Genomic DNA, 19,227 nt, shown 5'->3' on the forward strand with positions numbered 1-19,227 from the left:
AAGTGAGCAATTATTGTGCCATGCGGGGAATAAAAATTAATCAGTTAATTAATAGTGGGTTAGGTAAAAAACCGCGCAGGGAGAGGTTTCAGGCGACGTGAGGCTGTTGTATCGCAGTGCAGATTGCACCATTTCGTAGCGGCGCGATTTATCGCGCAATATTTGTGGCTCGTTGCCAACACGCACGATATGACGAGTTTGCATAAGTTGTAGCGGTGCGATTTATCGCGCCATTCGGCGGGGTTTATTCAGGGGGAAAGGGCGCGCATCACTGCGCACCCCATAAGGTTACTTCACGCAGGCCGCACACTGGTTATGGATCTGCTGGAAGAAGTCGTTACCTTTGTCATCCACCAGGATAAACGCCGGGAAGTTTTCCACTTCAATCTTCCAGATCGCTTCCATACCCAGTTCTGCGTACTCCACGCATTCGAGGCTCTTGATACTCTGCTGCGCCAGTACCGCTGCCGGGCCACCGATACTGCCGAGATAGAAGCCGCCGTGTTTATGGCAGGCATCTGTCACCTGCTGGCTGCGGTTGCCTTTCGCCAGCATCACCATGCTGCCGCCGTTGGCCTGCAACAGGTCAACGTAGGAATCCATACGGCCTGCGGTGGTTGGGCCGAGTGAACCTGACGCATAACCTTCTGGCGTCTTGGCCGGTCCTGCGTAATACACCGGATGGTCTTTGATGTACTGCGGCAGACCTTCACCGTTATCAATACGTTCTTTCAACTTGGCGTGGGCAATGTCACGCGCCACGATAATGGTGCCGTTCAGCGACAGGCGGGTCGATACCGGGTAGGAAGAAAGTTGCGCCAGAATCTCGGTCATCGGACGGTTGAGGTCCACGTTGACCACTTCGCCTTCACCCTGCTGACGCAGTTCTTCCGGGATAAAGCGGCCTGGATTATGCTCCAGTTGCTCGATCCAGATGCCTTCACGGTTAATCTTCGCCTTGATATTGCGGTCAGCCGAGCAGGAAACCCCCATACCCACCGGGCAGGACGCGCCATGACGTGGCAGACGCACCACACGGATATCGTGCGCGAAGTATTTACCGCCAAACTGCGCACCGAGGCCCAGTTTCTGCGACGCTTCCAGCAACTCCTGCTCCAACTGCACATCACGGAACGCCTGACCGTGCTCATTACCTTCAGTCGGCAGCGAATCGTAGTAGTGGGTGGAGGCCAGTTTCACGGTTTTCAGCGTGCTTTCCGCCGAGGTGCCACCGATAACAAACGCGATATGGTAAGGCGGGCAGGCGGCGGTGCCGAGCGACATCATTTTATCGATCAGGTAGTTCTTCAGTTTCGCCGGAGTGATCAGCGCTTTGGTTTCCTGATAGAGATAGGTTTTGTTGGCGGAGCCGCCCCCTTTGGCGATACACAGGAATTTGTACTCGTCACCGTCAACGCTGTAAAGGTCAATCTGTGCCGGCAGGTTAGTACCGGTATTCACCTCTTTGTACATATCCAGCGCGGCGTTCTGTGAGTAGCGCAGGTTATCTTCGATAAAGGTGTTGTACACCCCCTGGGACAACGCCGCTTCGTCGCCGCCACCGGTCCACACACGCTGGCCTTTCTTACCCATGATGATGGCGGTGCCGGTGTCCTGACAGGTCGGCAGCACGCCTTTGGCTGCGATTTCGGAGTTACGCAGGAACTGCAAGGCGACATATTTGTCGTTCTGGCTGGCTTCATCATCGGCCAGAATCGCGGCCACCTGTTGCTGATGGGCAGCGCGCAGCATAAATGAGGCATCGTGGAACGCCTGCTGCGCCAGCAGGGTCAGCGCTTGCGGATCAACTTTTAACACTTCTTCGCCTGCGAATTTCTCCACGGAGACGTAATCGCGGCTGAGCAGGTAGTACTCAGTATCATCTTTGGCGAGAGGAAAGGGATCTTGATAGTAGAAGGGTTTGTTCGACATGTTGGCTCACTCAGTTATGTGTCGCTCGTCTGGTACAGAGAAGACAGGCGACATCATTAGCGATTCGTTATAGGTTTTTTCTCTCGCCAGCCCAGCTCAGGGCTGACTGGCGAGTATCATAGCATTTTAACATTCTTTCGCGGCTGCGATTTTTAACATCGAAGCAACATCATCAGAACATCAGCACCATCCACGGATAGGCAATCAGCATCAGCAGCACCAGGAACAGCGCACCGAAGATGGTGCCCAGACGCCAGTAGTCTTTGGTTGGCAGATAGCCGCTACCGTAATAAATCGGGCTGGGGCCAGTACCGTACGGGGTGATGATACCCATCACACCCAGTGAGGTCGCCAGCATCAGACAGAACACCGGCATATTGATGCCTGGGATAGCAGCCGCAATGGTCAGCATGGCTGGCAGCAGGGCAGTGGTGTGTGCGGTGGTGCTGGCAAACAGGTAGTGCAGTACATAGAAAGCCACCAGTAAGACCACGGCAGAGACTTGTGGATCATACCCTTGCAGCAGTTGCCCGCCTTCTTTACCCAACCAGGCAATGAAGCCGACTTTCGCCAGACCATCGGCGAGGGCAACCAGGGTGGCGAACCAGGCGAAGGTGTTCCACGCAGCTTTGTTGCTGGTGATATCGTTCCAGTTCAGTACGCCGGTCCACAGCATCAGCACAATCACCAGCAGCGCGGCCATTGCCGGTTCAATCCAGGCTGTGGCAAAGATCCACATCAGCAGCGCAGAAATCACGAACACCAGCAGCAGGATTTCATTGCGCGACAGTTTGCCCAGTTTTGCCAGCTCGGCTGTTGCCCAGCGCGGCACTTCATCGTTCAGTTTCACTTCCGGTGGATAGAGCCAGTAGGCCAGCAGCGGCATGGTGAGAATCAACAGCACACCCAGCGGCAGGAAGGCAAGGAACCACATGCCCCAGGAGATATCAAAACCTACCACGCTTTTTATCAGCGCCAGCGCCAGCAAGTTGGGAGCCAGTGCAGACAGGAACATAGAACTGGTGATACAGGTGGCGGTGATGGCAACCCACATCAGATAAGAACCAATTTTGCGCGCACTCGGGTCGTTAGGTTTTGAACCGTACAGCGGCGGCAGGTTGGCGATAATCGGATAGATGGTGCCGCCACTGCGTGCGGTGTTGGACGGTGTGAACGGTGCCAGCAACAGGTCTGCGAAGGTGATGGCGTAACCCAGCGTCAGGCTGCGACGGCCGAGATATTTCACCAGAATCAGCGCCAGGCGGCGACCGAACTGGGTTTTATCGTAACCGGCGGCAAACATAAAGGCACCGAAGATCAGCCACACGGTGGAGTTACCGAAGCCGCTGACCGCCCATTTGAAGGACTGGCCTGCCATTTTAAACTTCGGATCCGCCAGCTCGGCCGGGCTAAACAGCAGGTACTGACTGAACAGCGCGATCACCACCACGCCGGTCAGGCCGATCACCGCGCCAGGCAGAGGTTCGAAGATCAGGCCGACAATCACGCCAACAAAGATTGCGAAGAAGTGCCACGCATAAGGTTCGAGTCCTTCCGGTGTGGGCACCAGTAACAACAGCACAGCAACAACCACCGGCAGGCACAGCATCAGCAGCCGGTTTTTATTCCCCGGCGCGGCAGGCGGCGCTTTTAGGGGTTCATTCTGGATAGTTTGTGTTTTCATAGTTTTGGTCTGCAAGTTATGGAGAATGCGATTAACGTTCCGGGAAAACAGGTGTTACTTTGCTCTACTCAGATGATACTTTTTTAATCTGCCGTTACGTCTTTAATGCTTCTTTAATTGCAATGTTGAAGAGAGAGGATTGCGTAATGTAAATATGATGCGATTTATTAAAAACTCCATTTTGATCTGGATCAAAAAATCGATTCAGTATTAAATCCTTTTTGTATTTGACATATATTCTTACCCTTACTTAATTCTTTTCTGCTGGTGACAAGACGCCATAAAGCTCAAGGCGGAAGGCGTTGTCATCTGGGGTGTGTCTGATAACGTCATGATTTATCATAAATTAATTTCTATGTAAATGAAAAAATTGATTTTTGACAACGTTTCGCTAACATTTTAAGTGGCGAATATTCAGTCTTAGTGTTTATTTCCAGAATAATTTAAAAGTTAAAAAACTAAATTTATTAATTATGTAACTAAAGAAATTGGTATATTGTTTACATGAAATCGGACCTCTTAAATAAATTTGAAATAACTGCGTCTGCGACAGAATTCGAAACTTTTAAATTTTGGAGTTGTTATCATGAATACGCTCACCCCGATTCTTAATCCACTGACACTGCCGAAAGGCGCGGTATTGAAAAATCGCCTGGTCATGGCCCCAATGACCACCTGTACCGGTTATTTTGACGGCGGCGTGACCAGCGACCTGGTGGACTATTATCGTGTACGTGCGGGCAGCATTGGCACGGTGATTGTCGAATGCTGTTTTATCGATAACCGTGGCCCGGCCTTCCCCGGCGCCATCGCCATCGATAGCGACAACAAAATCCCCGGCCTGGCCAGGATTGCTGATGCGATCAAATCTCAGGGTTCCAAAGCCATTTTGCAGATCTACCACGGTGGCCGTATGGTGGATCCCGCGTTGATCGGCGGTAAAACGCCAGTCGCGCCCAGCGCGCTTGCCGCACCGCGTGAAGGTGCGCCGACTCCCCAGGCGCTGACGGCGGAAGAAGTCGATGTCATGATCACTAAATTTGGTGATGCGGTGAACCGTGCCATCAAGGCCGGTTTCGATGGCGTTGAGATCCACGGCGCTAACACTTACCTGATTCAGCAGTTCTACTCACCAAACTCCAACCAGCGCGATGACAAGTGGGGTGGTAGCCGCGACAACCGTGCTCGCTTCCCGATGGAAGTGCTGGAAATCACCCATAAAATGGCGGACCGCTTTGCGGCAGCCGACTTTATCATCGGCTATCGCTTCTCGCCGGAAGAGCTGGAAGTGCCGGGTATTCGTTTTGACGACACCCTGTATCTGCTGGAGAAACTGGCGGCGCGTGGTCTGGATTATGTGCACTTCTCCGTCGGCCAACTGCTGCGTCCGTCGATTGTTGATACCCAAGACCCGACACCGTTGATCACCAAATACCTGGCGCTGCGCTCACCGACGCTGGCTAAAGTTCCGGTGATTGGTGTTGGCGGCGTGGTAAATAAAGAAGATGCGGAAAATGCGCTGGAGCACGGTTTCGATCTGGTGGCGATTGGTAAAGCCTGTATCGCCTACCCGGACTGGGCCGACCGGATTATCCGCAACGAGCATATGGAGCTGTTTATCGACAGCACCAAACGCGAGGAGCTGGTGATCCCTGAGCCGCTGTGGCGCTTCTCGCTGGTGGACGCGATGATCCGCGACACGAGCGATACTGGCCGTAAATATAAAGCGGGCGTGTTCCAGGAGAAAGTGGAAGCCGAAGCGCTGAAGCTGAAAATCAACGTCACTCTGGACACCGACCGTATCACCGACATCTCGCTGGTGCCGGACGCCACGCTGGACGTCGACTTTACCAGCACTTTTGAGAGCCTGCGTTCGCGCATTCTGGTGGCAAACAGCCCCCACGTTGATGCCGTGACCGGTGCCACCACCCAGAGTGAGGCGCTGAAAAAAGCCGTATCCCGTGCGCTGGCCACCTCCAGCAAAGAGCATGTCATTGAAGAGGGTGGCAACCCGAATGCACCGGTCAGCTACGATGTGGTGGTGGTTGGCAGTGGCGGTGCCGGTCTGGCAGCGGCAATTCAGGCGCATGATGATGGCGCGCGCGTGGTGATCATCGAGAAGATGCCGACCATCGGTGGTAACACCATCAAAGCCTCGGTCGGGATGAACGCAGCGGAAACCCGCTACCAGCGTCTGAAAGGCATCGAGGACAGCAAAGAGTTGTTCTATGAAGAGACGCTGAAAGGCGGCAAATTCAAAAACAATCCAGTGCTGTTGCGTGAGTTTGTTGAACAGGCACCGGGTGCGATTGACTGGCTGACAGATAAAGGTATCGAACTGTGCGACATCACCATCACCGGTGGGATGAGCATTGACCGTACGCACCGCCCGGAAGACCGTTCGGCGGTGGGGGGCTTCCTGATCAGCGGCCTGGTGAAAAACGTTAACCAGCGCAATATCGAAGTGCTGCTGGAAACCTCGGTGGCGGAAATCCTGTTCGAAAACGGCGCGGTCAGCGGCGTGAAAGTGGTGGATGAGTACAACGACAGCCGCATTCTCAACGCGAAAAGCGTGATTGTCGCCACTGGCGGTTTCAGTGCTAACCGTGAGATGGTGGTGAAATATCGTCCTGAGCTGGATGGCTTCGTTACCACCAACCACAAAGGGGCGACCGGTAGCGGGATCGCCATGTTGCAGAAAATTGGTGCGGATACCGTGGATATGGGCGAGATCCAGATTCACCCGACAGTGGAGCAAACCACCTCTTATCTGATTTCTGAAGCGATTCGTGGCGGCGGTGCCATCCTGGTGAGCCAGGCGGGCAAGCGCTTCTTCAATGAGATGGAGACGCGCGACAAAGTCTCGGCGGAAATTATCGCACTGCCGGAGAAAAGCGCGTGGATCATGTTCGATGAGCAGGTTCGTCTGAACAACAAAGCGGCGGATGAGTACATCGCCAAAGGGTTCGTCATCAGCGCGCCAACGCCACACGAACTGGCGGTGAAACTGAATATGGATCAGGAGACGTTGCAGACCACCCTGAACCGTTACAATCAGTTTGTTGAGCAGCAGAACGACGAAGATTTTGGCCGTAAAACTGCGCTGCGTCATCCGCTCAACCACGGTCCTTACTACGCCATCCGTATCGCCCCTGGGGTGCATCACACTATGGGCGGCGTGACCATCAATACTGACACAGCGGTACTGGATGCACAGAAACAGGTGATCCCGGGTGCCTGGGCAGCGGGTGAAGTGGTTGGCGGTATTCACGGTGCCAACCGTATCGGCGGCAACGCGGTTGCTGATATCATCATCTTTGGTATCAAAGCCGGACGTAACGCCGCGGCACTGGCGTTAGGCTAAATCACACCATCCGTAGCGGCGCGATTTATCGCGCTCTTTTAAGAACCGCGCGATAAATCGTGCCGCTACAACTGTAAGAGGCGATAATGACTCCAGACGCAGGCGTCTATGCCTATTCCGCCGTTCTGATGGGTTCGCCCATTCTGCTTAAACTCTTCGAAGACAATCAACCTCTCGCGGCGCAGGTATTCCGGCTGATCAAACAGCAGGAAAATCTGTTTACCGTCAATCGTGCTGACTCTGAAGTGATGGCGATCAACCACGCCGCGGGCCGCCATCCGGTGGTGGTCAGTGAACCGGTGTTTGCCTTGATCAGCGTGGCGCATGCGGTGAGTTTGTTGCCGAACAGCGCCTTTAACTTCACCATCGGGCCGGTAGTGAAACGCTGGAAAATTGGCTTTCAGGGTCATGAGGTGCCACCGGCTGCTGACATCGCGGCGCGGCTGCGGCTGACCGATCCGCATCAGGTGATATTGAATGAGGCTGAACGCTCGGTGTTCCTGCAACAGCCGGGGATGGAGATTGATCTCGGTGCCATCGCCAAAGGCTATATTGCCGATCGCGTGCAGGGCTTTTTACGCCAACAGGGTGTGCAGCAGGCGTTGATTAACCTCGGTGGCAACGTGCAGACGTTGGGGTGTCCCCCCCATGATGCGGCGGGGTGGGGGATTGGCCTGAAAAAACCCTTTGGCCGCGAGGATGAACTGCTCGGCGTGTTGCGCGTGCAGGGTAAGTCGGTGGTGACCTCCGGCATCTACGAACGCTACTTCGAACGGGATGGCCGCTGCTGGCACCATATCTTCGATCCGCGCACCGGCTATCCGCTCGACAACGAATTACTCAGCATCACGGTGATTTCCGATCGTTCCATTGATGGCGATATCTATACCACACTGCTGTATGGCATGGGGGTGGAACAGGGGCTGGCGTATCTTGCTGACCAGCCCGAACTGGACGCGGTCTTTGTGACGCGCGACCGGCAGATAATCTGCTCCTCCGCGCGCCATTTCAGCTTTAATCCGCTGGATGCGGCGTGGCAACTGCGTTACTGACAATATTGTTGCAGCAGCGAATGGTATTCCGGTTGCAGGCGATAGCGGTACACCGGACGGCCTGTGGCACCGTAATGGATGCTGGTGAACAGGATATTAATCTGCGCCAGCCAGATCAGATACTTACGGCAGGAAACCCGGGAGATATTCACCTCGGCCGCCAGTTCATCGGTGGAGAACTCGGTGCCCGGATGGGCATCGATCCACTGACACAGGGTGCGTAGCGTCTGCGGCGTCAGCCCTTTTGGCAGGCGTTTGCTGTCGTGCTGGGTCGCCGGGCTGCCGTGAATCAGTAGGTCGACATCCGATTGCTGATAATAATGCTGGTTATCCATCAGCGATTTTTTCTGCCGCCATTGGGTCAGCGCTTCTTCAAAACGCGGGAACTGGAAGGGCTTGATCAGGTAATCCACTACGCCGTAGTGCAACGAGGTTTTGATGGTTGCGGCATCGGCGGCGGAGGAGATGATAATCACCTCCACCGGGCTGTTGGCTTTGCGCAGCTCCGGCAGCAGGTCGAGGCCGTTTTCCTGTTGCATATAGATATCCAGCAGCACCAGATCAACCGGTGGTTCGCTGTTGAGGATCTTCTCTTTCGCCTGCTGTAAGGTTGAGGCGGTGCCACAGCAGCTAAAGCCGGGCACCTGGCCGATATAGCAGCGATTAAGCTCTGCCACCATTGCATCATCGTCGACTACTAACACGTTGATCATGCGGTTTGATTTCCTCCATCCCAGGGTAGCTGGACTAAAAATTGGGTATAAACGCCGGGTTCTGATTCCACGCTGACGTCGCCGCCAAGGCTTTCGGTTTGCTGTTTCAGCAGGAACAAACCGACGCCGCGATCGTCACCTTTGGTGGAGAAGCCTTTGTCAAAAATGGTGGGCAACACCTCGGGATCAATACCGGGGCCATCGTCGCTCACTTCACACGCCAGCCAGCCATTCTGGTAGTGCAGCATCACATGGATCTCACCTTCAGTCTGGGAGCCAAGTGCATCCAGCGCATTCTCCACCAGGTTGCCAATCACGGTAATCAGTACCGCCATCTGCTGCTCGTTGCCGCTGTCGGGTAAGAAACTGGCATCGCTGATGGTCAGGTGATGGCCACGATCGGATGCCCGATTGATCTTACTGAGCAGGAATCCGGCAATCACCGGTGACTTAATTTTCTGCACCAGCGAGCCAATTTCCGTCTGATAGTTATTGGCGGTTTTCAGCACATAGGCTTCGACCTGCGCATAGTTTTTCATATGCAGCAGGCCGAGGATAACGTGCAGCTTATTCATAAATTCGTGTGAACGCTCACGGAGCGCATCGACATAGTTTACCATGCCGCTCAGGCGCTGCATTAGCTGGCTAATCTCGGTCTTATCCCTGAAGGTACACACCGCGCCAATAATACGTCCCTGGCTGCGTACCGGCACCGTGTTGCTGAGCAGCACATGGCCGTTAACGTTCAATTCTTCGTCGCGCCGTGGTCGGCCGCTCTGCAACACATCCTGCAAATGGGCGTTGATCACCGAGGCATCGTAAATACGTTCGGCACTGATAGCGCTGGTCGCGATCTCGGCATTCAACAGCTTCTGTGCCGTCTGATTGACCAGCGTCACCGCGCCCTGATCGTCCACCGCCACCACGCCTTCTTTTACCGAGTTGAGGATCGCCTGACGTTGTTCAAACAGCGTCGAGATTTCATGCGGTTCGAGGCCGAACAAAATACGTTTTAGCACGCGTACCAGAATCAAGGTGCCCAGCGCACCGACCAGCGCGCCAATCAAGATCGTCCATAACACGCTCCAGCGGCTCTGGTTGATTTGATCGGTCACCGCGCTGAGCGAGATACCAATCACCACCACGCCAATCTGTTGATGTTGAGCGTTATAGATTGGGGTAAATACGCGCAGGGCTTTGACTAACGCGCCTTTATTGACCGAGACGTTCTCATGTCCACGCAACGCCGGTTCGATGTCGTCGCCAATAAAATGCTGGCCGACCAACTCCGGGTTGAGATGTGAATAGCGGATACCCTGCATATTGGTGACCACCACAAACAGCAGGTTATTGCTTTGCTGAATCTCCTGGGCGATGGGCTGAATCGGCAGGGTGCCGGGCGGCTGTAGCACCGCGCGTTGGATTTCTGGCGAATCCGCCAGGGTCCGCGCCACGGCCATCGCTTTGTCTTCCAGTTGCATCCGCGTCATCGCGCCGATTTGAAAGAAATAGATCAGATGGACGCTGAACAGCACCAGGGCGATCACCGTACTGAGCATCAGCGTGACCAGGGTATTGAGCTTTATGGGCCGCTTACGCGGTGGGGAATGCGTGGGTGGAGAATCAAATTCTGGCATAGGGCAGCTTTCGTAGCGGCGCGATTTATCGCGCGGATTTATAACGGGTGCGCATTACGCGCACCCGCATCGCATTAGCCCTGCGATTTTACCCGATTGGCAAAATTTTTCTTCAGCTTCTGCAACTTCGGAGGGATGACCGCCAGGCAGTAACCGTTACGCTGACCGGCACCATCCCAGTAATCCTGATGATAATCTTCCGCCGGATACCACTCGCCCAGCGGCTCGATGGTGGTGACGATCGGATCTTTGTTATCTTCCTGAGCACGGGCGATGGCCGCGATCGCTTCCGCTTCCTGTTCGGCATTGGCCGGGAAAATGGCGGAACGGTACTGAGTACCGATGTCATTGCCCTGGCGGTTTAGCTGGGTTGGATCATGGGTGACAAAGCTGACATCCAGCAGATCGCCGAAGCTTATCTGTGCCGGATCGAAACCGATGCGGATCGCTTCGGCGTGGCCGGTGGCACCGCTGCATACCTGCTCGTAAGTCGGGTTGGCACGCGTGCCGCCGGTATAACCGCTTTCCACGGACTCAACGCCAATCAGACTTTTAAACACTGCTTCGGTACACCAGAAACAGCCACCCGCGATCACCGCGTATTCAATTGCCATGTCTTTACTCCTGTCAGGGCGAAAGCGTTACTGTGGGGGCGCGCTTTCGTGAATTCAACCTTGTTTAAATTAACATTTCTGGCTTAAAGTCGCGGTGCTTATCAAGCAGCAGATTGCTCATCACGGTAAAACGACCTTCCCCCGTGTAGTGCAGGGTGGGCGGAAACTCCGGCTTATCCGCCACATGCGCTTTAACGATCTCGAAGATAAACAGATTGTAGTTATCCACCATGCTATCGTCGTAGAGCTGACATTCAAAGCTGGCGAAGCACTCCCTGATCAGTGGCGCATTCACCTTGCTGGCCGGTTCAGCGGTCAGTTTGAAGGCATCAAACTTATCGATGCGATCGCCGTGGCTGTTGCCGATGGCCACCACGCTATCAATTAAGTCGGCGGCCGGCACGTTGATCACGCACTGGCCGCTGTGACGAATCAATTCATGGCTAAAATTGCCGCTGGCGATCATGCAGCCGACCAGCGAGGGTGAGAATTCCAGGATGGTATGCCAGCCGAGCGTCATGATGTCGTGCTGACCTTCATACTGCGAGCTGACCAACACCACCGGTCCGGGTTCCAGATATTTCCGCGCCTTGCTGACCGGAAAATCGATTTTATGTTCATTCTGGCTCATTGCGCTGCTCCTTTTTTGAAGGATGCTGTAAGTGTAGCGAACCTGCGCAGGTCTTTACCTGCGCGCCAATTACAGGCATGGTATGCAGTCATCTTAAAAGGAGTGGTTTTATGGCGTCTGCGCGCGCGTTAACACAATCCCCAGCGACCCTGCACCTGCTGTGCGGCAAAATTGCCGCAGGTAAATCGACGTTGGCCCATCGGCTGGCTCAGGAAACCGGGGCAGTGATCATTAGCGAGGATGCCTGGCTGGCGCATCTGTTTGCCGACGAAATGCGTGATGTGGCGGATTATGTGCGCTGTGCTGCGAAGCTGCGTAATGCTATGACACCGCACCTGATTTCGCTGCTGCGCTGTGGTGTCTCCGTGGTACTGGATTTCCCGGCCAACACGCTGCAAAACCGGCAATGGATGAAGGCGGTGATTCAGGCTGCCGATGCCGCGCATCAGCTCCATGTCCTCGATGTTCCGGATGAGGAGTGCAAAGCGCGGCTGCATGCGCGCAACAACGCAGGTGAACATGATTTTGCTGCCACCGATGCACAGTTCGCACTGATCAGCAGTTACTTTGTCGCGCCGCAGCCGGATGAAGGGTTTACGGTGATCAATCATTAGTGCGCGATTTATCGCCCAAGGCCTACCGCACCACCGGCACATCAGAAAATCGGGTGGTGTAAGCCGGTGACAGCATTTCACGTTTCATTGACCAGGCTTTCTGCACCCCCTGACCGGCAAACCACAACGCGCCGCGCTGGTGGGCATTCATCTGATCGATCAACTGCATCAGTTGTTCGCTATTACGCCGAGGCTGATAGTCGGCAAACAGGTCAAACTGCGCCACGCCATCACTGAAAAAATCCCCCAGCATCACGCCGCCTTTCATATAACGTTTGCCAGGGATCCAGATCTTGTTCAGACAACTGAGCGCGGCATGCATGATGTCGCGGCTATCCTGTGTCGGCGTGACCAGCAAGGTGTCAGCCGAGTTGGCATAATAAGGGTGATGAGGATCGTGGGGACTGGTACGGATAAACGTACCAATATGGCGGCAATACTGGCGCTCGCTACGTAGCTTTTCCGCCGCGCGCGCGGCGTAATTGCTGATGGCTTCGCGCATGTCGTTATACTCCGTCACCCGCTCACCAAAGGAGCGCGAGCAAAGAATATTTTGCCGCTGTGGGATCACCTCTTCAAAGGCCAGGCAGGCCTCACCGCGTAACTCGCGTACCGTGCGTTCCAGCACCACGCCAAACTGCTTGCGGATCAGTGCCGTGGGGGTATCGGCCAGTTGCACGGCCTTTTCGATCCCCATCAGGTTGAGTCTTTTCGCCAACCGACGGCCGACGCCCCAGACCTCGTCCACCGGCACCATCGCCATCAGTTTGCGTTGACGCACCGGGGCAGAGAGATCCATCACCCCCTCCGCCTGGGTCCAGCGTTTGGCTGCCCAGTTCGCCAGCTTGGCGAGGGTTTTGGTCGGTGCAATTCCCACACCGACCCGCAGATGCGTCTCTTTATAAAGACGATCGCGCATCTGACGACCAAAGGCTTCCAGCGAGAGGCAGTTATCAACGCCGGTCACATCGACAAAGGCTTCATCAATTGAATAGACATCCACGCGCGGGGCCATCAACTCCAGCGTCTCCATCACCCGCAGCGACATATCGCCATACAGCGCATAGTTGGAGGAGAACACCACCACTTGATGGCGCAGCAAGGCTTCACGCTGCTTAAAGTAAGGGGCACCCATTTTGATGCCGAGTTTTTTCGCTTCTTTGCTAAGCGAGATGATGCAACCGTCGTTGTTGGATAGCACCACAACCGGTTTGCCGCGCAGGTCGGGGCGGAATACGGTTTCGCAGGAGGCGTAGAAGGAGTTGACGTCGACAAGTGCGTACATAATTGCGTTCATAAATAACTGTTGTTATATACAGTATTTTCCGGTTGACCCTGTTCGTCAAGCGCTGATTCGCAACACGCTTGTCCCGCGATGGTGCGCCGGATGCACCATTAACTTTCCCTAATTGATTAAGCCACAGTGAGAAAACCTTAACGCACGGTAATTCTGTTACCTGGCACAACTTCTGCATAGTTGCCAGTGGCTTGTATACAAGGCCGCATACCAGTCAATCACTTGGGGGAATCACCGTGCGCAACAATGATAAAGAGAAAATTAACGCTCAGCGTCGCCAGATGATGAAATATTCGATGCTGGCATTAAGTGGCGTCGCGCTCAGTGGCATGTTGGGCAGCCCATCAGCCGTGGCGGCAGATGATGAGATTCTGATTGGCTACTGGCCGATTGTCGGTGGTTTGCCGTTGTATGCCGGTATCGAGAAAGGCATCTTTAAACAAGCCGGTTTGAACGTACGCGCCGTCAAATTCGCCAGCCCGCAGCAGGTGGTGGAAGCGATGATCACCGGGCGTATTCATGGTTGCGCCAACGGCACCGCCACCGGGGCGTTGGGGTTGGGGGCCATTACCAGCCCGGACCTGTTCAAAATCATCTGTTCTAATCCTTCGAATGAAAAAATGGTGCTGGATGAGTTTCTGGTGCCGGTCAACAGTAGCGCCAAATCGATCAGCGATCTGAAGGGTAAACGCATTGCCAGCGGCCCCGGTATCCAGAACGTCACTATGGCGAAAATTATCCTGGAGAAGAATGGCTTTACCGATACCAAGGTGATCGAGTTGCCGGTCGGCCAGCATGCGCCATCGTTAGCTGCCGGGCAGATTGATGGGGTATACACGCTGGAACCCACCGGCACAGTGGCACGCATGAAAGGCATGGGCAAAGTGCTGGAAACCGGGGTGATTGCCAAATATGTGCTCGGCGATGCCAGCGCACCGTGGTTTGGGGGTGCGGCGGCGCTGACCACCAGCTTTATCAATGCCGACAAAGCGCGGGCGCGGCAGGTGATTGATGCGTATGGCGCAGCGGTCAAGTTTATCCAGCAACAGCCGGAAGAGGCGCGGCAATATGTGGCGGGTTACACCGGCATTGAAGCGGCGCTGGTGAAGGAAGTGCCGCTGCCTGGCTTCGTGATGTATGACCAGTTAACCGGGACTAACCTGCAATGGTTCCAGAAATTTTATGATGTGTTTGCCGAGCGGAAAATTTTCAGCAAGCCGCTTCAGGTGGAACCGTTGATCTATCGCGCATAAGGAGAGTGCCATGATGCGAATCTGGCGATGCAGGCTGCTGCCGCTGATCGGGCCGCTGCTGCTTTTTCTGCTGTGGCAGACGGCAGTCAGCGCCAAATGGCTCAACCCGGTGTTGCTACCATCGCCGGGGGAAACCCTCGGCTATCTGTTTAGCGCGCTGGCGGATGGCAGCATGAATCAGGATATCGGCGATACGCTCTACCGTACGCTGATGGCCTTTGTGGTGGCGGCGGTTATCGGTGTGCCGTTGGGGGTGATGCTCGGCAGTAGCGAACGTCTGTATCGCAGCGTCGAATTTTTGGTGGATTTTTTCCGCTCAACGCCATCATCCGCACTGATCCCTTTGTTTATGCTGATTTTCGGTATTACCGATACCAACAAAATCGCCATTGCCGCCTTCGCGGCGGTGCTGGTGATCCTGTTTAACAGCGCCTACGGCGTGATGAACGCGAAGAAGACCCGCATTATGGCGGCGCAGGTGATGGGGGTTTCACGCTGGCATGTGTTTAAGGACATCATGCTGATGGAAAGCCTGCCGCAGACCTTTGTCGGTTTGCGTACCGGCGTCTCGATGGCGCTGGTGATCGTCATCGTCGCCGAAATGTTTATTGGTTCTGAAACCGGGTTGGGGCACCGCATCATTGATGCGCAGCAGCTGTTCAACATTAAAGATATGTACGCCTCGATTCTGATCACCGGTGCTTTTGGCTATCTGCTGAATCTGGGTTTTCTGCTGATTGAAAAACGCTGTGTGCACTGGAGTGGCAAAGCATGAAAAAACCCGATTATCCGCAACCCAATACCCATGTCACTATTCGCGGGCTGGATAAAAGCTTTGCCGGGCAGCCGCTGTATCAGGATCTCAACCTCGATTTACCCAAAGGCAAGATCGTCTCGATATTTGGGCCTAATGGCTGTGGCAAATCGACGCTGATGAACATGATTGCCGGATTGATTCCGATCGATCGCGGGCAAATCCTGTTCGACGGCAAAACGTTGGCGGAGACGAAGATCGGTTATGTGTTCCAGAATTACCGCGATGCGCTTTTTCCCTGGTTAACCGCCTGGCACAACATTGCCTATCCGTTAAAACGCCAGGGCATAAAGGCGGCGGCGGTCAAACAACGTGTGGCTGAATTGGCGGCAATGTTTGATATTCGCTTCGATCTGCAACGTTATCCGTATGAACTCTCCGGTGGGCAACAGCAAACGGTGTGTATCATGCGCGCGCTGGCGACGCAGCCTGAAGTGATGTTTCTTGATGAGCCGTTCTCGGCGCTCGATTTTGAGATGACGCTGTTTATCCGCGATAAATTGCAGCAGGTCCAACTGGCGACCGGCGTCACCATGCTGATCGTCTCACATGATCTGGAGGATGCGGTGTTTCTGGCGGATGAAATCTTGTTGCTGACACGGCGGCCTACGCGCGTGGCCGAGATTGTGCCCTTTGTCCTGCCGCGGCCGCGTACTGCTGAGATGATGAGTCACCCGGAGTTTGTCCGGGTGAAAGCCCATACACTCGCGGTGTTTAAACGCGAGATGGCAGGTTAACGCATAACGTAACGGCGCGATTTATCGCGCGGGTTTTTCCTGCAACGCGCACGGGATTGTGCGATGTATCGCGCCGTTACGAAAAGAATAAAAAGTGCGGTTATTTACCGCCGCATCCCACCTGATTTAATGACCTCGTGAAATTATCCCCGTCTGCGAATAACCAGTAAGCACAAATATTTTAACCTGTAAAATGTCAGGGTATTCATTCCTAAACCATTAATAAACGGGATGGTGGCGTTTCTGCGCTGATAATTAATGACGGTAGTTAATTAGCTGGGGCGCATTATGATTGTTATTGATGTAAATGTTATTGGTTTGTTTTTAAGTAGTGACTGAAAAGATGTGGATTTACATTTATTGACATCTAATTAACACAAACATACAGTCCTTACGATTTTAACTAACATGTCACCATTTTAAATTATCGGGGAGTGTATGGATATTAAGGAACAAGGGTCTGGACGGCGTTCAGGCTTGTCATTTGTCCTGAGCATCATTTTTGCGTTGCTCACGCTGGCGACCGCCATCGCTATTATTATTGGCGGCGGAAAACTTATTTCACTGGGTGGATCGGCATATTATCTGATTGCCGGTATCGCCTATATCGTGCTGGTGGTGCTCTATTTTAAAAAACCAGCGGCGGGTTTCATTTTTTCCTGCCTGATTTTTGCACTGACGATTATCTGGTCGCTGGTGGAAGTTGGCGGCCTGATCTATTGGGATTTGCTGCCGCGCCTGGTGGTACCCGCGCTGTTATTTCTGCTGAGTTTGCTGGTGACCGCCACCGATAAAGGTGTGCTGTCGTCGCAGCGTCGTCTCTCTGGCGGGCTTAGCCTGGTGGTGTTTGTGGCATTAATCGCCACCTTTATTGGTGGCTTCTTCCCGCATAACACCCTCTATAACCCGGAAGCCGTCTCTGCCGAGCCGTTGCAACCAACGGATAGCGATGCTTCCAAAGCGGGTCAGGACTGGCGCTATATCAGCCGCAACGCCAGCGGCACGCGCTTTGTGCCGCTCGATCAGGTCAACGCGGATAACGTTAAAGATTTGCAGGTGGCCTGGACTTATCACACCGGTCGCCGTCTGACAGGCAATGCGACGGGGGTTGATGAAAACACACCGATTCAAATTGGTTCCGTGCTTTATACCTGTACGCCGGAAAACCTGATTGCCGCAGTGGATGCCGATACCGGCAAACCAATCTGGAAATTCGATCCGCATGCGCGCACCTATGAACACGTTACCTGCCGTAGCGTCGGTTATTACGACTACGACAGCGATGAAACCCTCAGTGCCGAGCAGAAAGCGGCGTATACCGATACGGCCTGCCGTCAGCGCATTATTGTTTCCACCGTTGATGCCCGTCTGATTGCGCTGGACGCGCATACCGGCGAGCTGTGCCCGAACTTCGGCCAGAATGGCATGGTCAACCTGCAACAGGGGATGGGCGATACTGCCGACAGCCGTCGTTATCACCCGACCAGCGTGCCGGTGATTATGGGCCATCTGACAGTATTCGGTTCCTGGGTACGTGATATCACCGAAGATGAACCCTCCGGTGTGTTGCGTGCGTATGATGTGCGTGACGGTTCGCTGGCGTGGGCGTGGGATGTTGGCAACGTCGAAGGGGCGAAGCAGGGTGATGCACATTATACCCTCAGCACCCCGAACGTCTGGGCCATCCCGACTTACGATAAAGATCTCGGCCTGGTGTATGTCTCCACCGGTAACGGCCCACCAGATTACTGGGGCGGTAACCGTAATGCGGCGAAAGAGAAATACGGTTCGTCAGTGATTGCGCTGGATGTGAATACCGGCAAAACCAAATGGGTCTTCCAGACCGTCCATCACGATATCTGGGACTACGACTTACCGTCGCAGCCGGTGATGTACAACATGAAGAATGAGCAGGGCGAAGTGGTGCCCGCGCTGATTCAGACCAGCAAAATGGGTGAAATCTTCGTCCTGGATCGCCGCACCGGTAAGCCGGTGAGTAAAGTCGAAGAGAAACCGGTACCGACTTCTCCGGCAGCGCAGGAAGAACATCTGTCGCCGACCCAGCCGTTCTCAGTGGATATGCCAACTATCGGTCTGGAGCAACTGAACGAGAAGAAGATGTGGGGCGTCAGCATGTTTGACCAGCTCTACTGCCGCATTCTGTTCAAATCGGCGCTCTATTCCGGCATCTTCCAACCGAACAGTGAGAAAACCTACCTGGAGTTCCCGGCGACCATGGGTGGCATGAACTGGGGTGGGGTGTCTATTGATGAAACTTCCGGCATTCTTTACGTCAATGATATCCGTCTGGGTATGCTGATGGCGCTGAAGAGTAAGGAAGAAGCGAAGGGACAGAAAATCTCCCTGAACGAAGTTCCGCAATGGGCCGGTACTATCCGTCCTCAGATCAGCGGGCCTTACGTTGGCGTGCGGATGGATAACTTCGCATCCTTCCTGCAAGTGCCGTGTCAGCATCCGCCGTTTGGCACCATGACCGCCATCGATCTGCACAGTAAGAAAATCGTCTGGCAGGTGCCAATGGGCACGGTGGAAGACACCGGTCCTCTGGGGGTAAAAACCCATCTGCCGATGCCGGTAGGTATGCCAACGTTGGGCGGCCCGACCACCACCAAAAGCGGTTTAGTGTTCTTTGCCGGTAGCCAGGATAATTACCTGCGTGCGCTGGACAGCAAAACCGGTAAGGAAGTGTGGAAAGCGCGTCTGCCGGTGGGAGCGACTGCGTCACCGTTGATTTATCAGTCAGCGAAAACCGGTAAAGAGTACATCGTGATCTCGGCAGGCGGTGCGGCGCACTCGCCGGATGTCGGTGATTATCTGATTGCTTACGCCTTGCCAGACAAAGCGTAAGTCTGACAACGCCCGGC

14 protein-coding genes are annotated in these 19,227 nt (G+C 54.3%); 7 read left to right on the forward strand and 7 right to left on the reverse strand.

Annotated features, from left to right (window positions below; genetic code table 11):
• Positions 1–288: 288 nt before the first annotated feature.
• Together fumA and CTZ24_RS08395 are read right to left on the reverse strand one after the other, a co-directional pair.
• Positions 289–1,932, reverse strand: coding sequence for a class I fumarate hydratase FumA (gene fumA, locus CTZ24_RS08390; RefSeq protein ID WP_208725289.1), 1,644 nt, complete (start codon positions 1,930–1,932; stop codon positions 289–291).
• A 172-nt stretch (positions 1,933–2,104) separates the two neighbouring features.
• The gene (locus CTZ24_RS08395) at positions 2,105–3,616 is read right to left on the reverse strand and encodes an anion permease (protein WP_021185697.1); all 1,512 of its coding nucleotides are present in this window, start codon (positions 3,614–3,616) and stop codon (positions 2,105–2,107) included.
• 586 nt (positions 3,617–4,202) lie between these two features.
• Here CTZ24_RS08395 and CTZ24_RS08400 point away from each other — a divergent pair.
• Both CTZ24_RS08400 and CTZ24_RS08405 read left to right on the forward strand, forming a co-directional pair.
• Positions 4,203–6,980, forward strand: coding sequence for a flavocytochrome c (locus CTZ24_RS08400; protein ID WP_208725290.1), 2,778 nt, complete (start codon positions 4,203–4,205; stop codon positions 6,978–6,980).
• An 86-nt stretch (positions 6,981–7,066) separates the two neighbouring features.
• Positions 7,067–8,032, forward strand: coding sequence for an FAD:protein FMN transferase (locus tag CTZ24_RS08405; RefSeq protein WP_208725291.1), 966 nt, complete (start codon positions 7,067–7,069; stop codon positions 8,030–8,032).
• Here the strand turns inward: CTZ24_RS08405 and dcuR are convergent.
• From dcuR to CTZ24_RS08425, 4 genes are all read right to left on the reverse strand, one after another.
• Entirely contained in the window at positions 8,026–8,745 is a 720-nt protein-coding gene (dcuR, locus tag CTZ24_RS08410) for a two-component system response regulator DcuR (RefSeq protein WP_021185700.1), read from the reverse strand. The two genes, CTZ24_RS08405 and dcuR, sit on opposite strands and share 7 nt — an antisense overlap.
• Positions 8,742–10,382 (reverse strand): sensor histidine kinase, encoded by a 1,641-nt coding sequence (locus tag CTZ24_RS08415; RefSeq protein WP_208725292.1) that lies wholly within the window; start codon positions 10,380–10,382, stop codon positions 8,742–8,744. Before CTZ24_RS08415 ends, dcuR begins: the two co-directional genes overlap by 4 nt.
• A gap of 74 nt (positions 10,383–10,456) precedes the next feature.
• The gene (gene msrA, locus CTZ24_RS08420) at positions 10,457–10,996 is read right to left on the reverse strand and encodes a peptide-methionine (S)-S-oxide reductase MsrA (RefSeq protein ID WP_021185702.1); all 540 of its coding nucleotides are present in this window, start codon (positions 10,994–10,996) and stop codon (positions 10,457–10,459) included.
• A gap of 64 nt (positions 10,997–11,060) precedes the next feature.
• On the reverse strand, positions 11,061–11,627 hold the full coding sequence (locus tag CTZ24_RS08425) for a flavin reductase family protein (RefSeq protein WP_208725293.1): 567 nt from the start codon (positions 11,625–11,627) through the stop codon (positions 11,061–11,063).
• Positions 11,628–11,737: 110 nt separating this feature from the next.
• Here CTZ24_RS08425 and CTZ24_RS08430 point away from each other — a divergent pair, with 110 nt between their 5' ends.
• Positions 11,738–12,241, forward strand: a complete 504-nt coding sequence (locus CTZ24_RS08430) for a P-loop nucleotide/nucleoside kinase family protein (protein ID WP_021185704.1) — start codon at positions 11,738–11,740, stop codon at positions 12,239–12,241.
• A gap of 22 nt (positions 12,242–12,263) precedes the next feature.
• On the opposite strand, the gene umuC is transcribed toward CTZ24_RS08430, so the two are convergent.
• Positions 12,264–13,526, reverse strand: a complete 1,263-nt coding sequence (gene umuC, locus CTZ24_RS08435) for a translesion error-prone DNA polymerase V subunit UmuC (RefSeq protein ID WP_208725294.1) — start codon at positions 13,524–13,526, stop codon at positions 12,264–12,266.
• A gap of 293 nt (positions 13,527–13,819) precedes the next feature.
• Here umuC and CTZ24_RS08440 point away from each other — a divergent pair, with 293 nt between their 5' ends.
• The 4 genes from CTZ24_RS08440 to CTZ24_RS08455 all read left to right on the forward strand — a co-directional run bounded on the left by CTZ24_RS08440 (position 13,820) and on the right by CTZ24_RS08455 (position 19,210).
• Entirely contained in the window at positions 13,820–14,791 is a 972-nt protein-coding gene (locus CTZ24_RS08440) for an ABC transporter substrate-binding protein (protein WP_208725523.1), read from the forward strand.
• Positions 14,792–14,801: 10 nt separating this feature from the next.
• Positions 14,802–15,566 (forward strand): ABC transporter permease, encoded by a 765-nt coding sequence (locus CTZ24_RS08445; RefSeq protein ID WP_208725295.1) that lies wholly within the window; start codon positions 14,802–14,804, stop codon positions 15,564–15,566.
• A complete protein-coding gene (locus CTZ24_RS08450) occupies positions 15,563–16,342 on the forward strand; it encodes an ABC transporter ATP-binding protein (protein ID WP_208725296.1) in 780 nt (259 codons plus the stop codon). Before CTZ24_RS08445 ends, CTZ24_RS08450 begins: the two co-directional genes overlap by 4 nt.
• 438 nt (positions 16,343–16,780) lie before the next feature.
• Entirely contained in the window at positions 16,781–19,210 is a 2,430-nt protein-coding gene (locus tag CTZ24_RS08455) for a membrane-bound PQQ-dependent dehydrogenase, glucose/quinate/shikimate family (RefSeq protein WP_208725297.1), read from the forward strand.
• Positions 19,211–19,227 lie beyond the last annotated feature (17 nt).

It is taken from the genome of Pantoea phytobeneficialis (genome assembly GCF_009728735.1).
GTDB lineage: Bacteria > Pseudomonadota > Gammaproteobacteria > Enterobacterales > Enterobacteriaceae > Pantoea > Pantoea phytobeneficialis.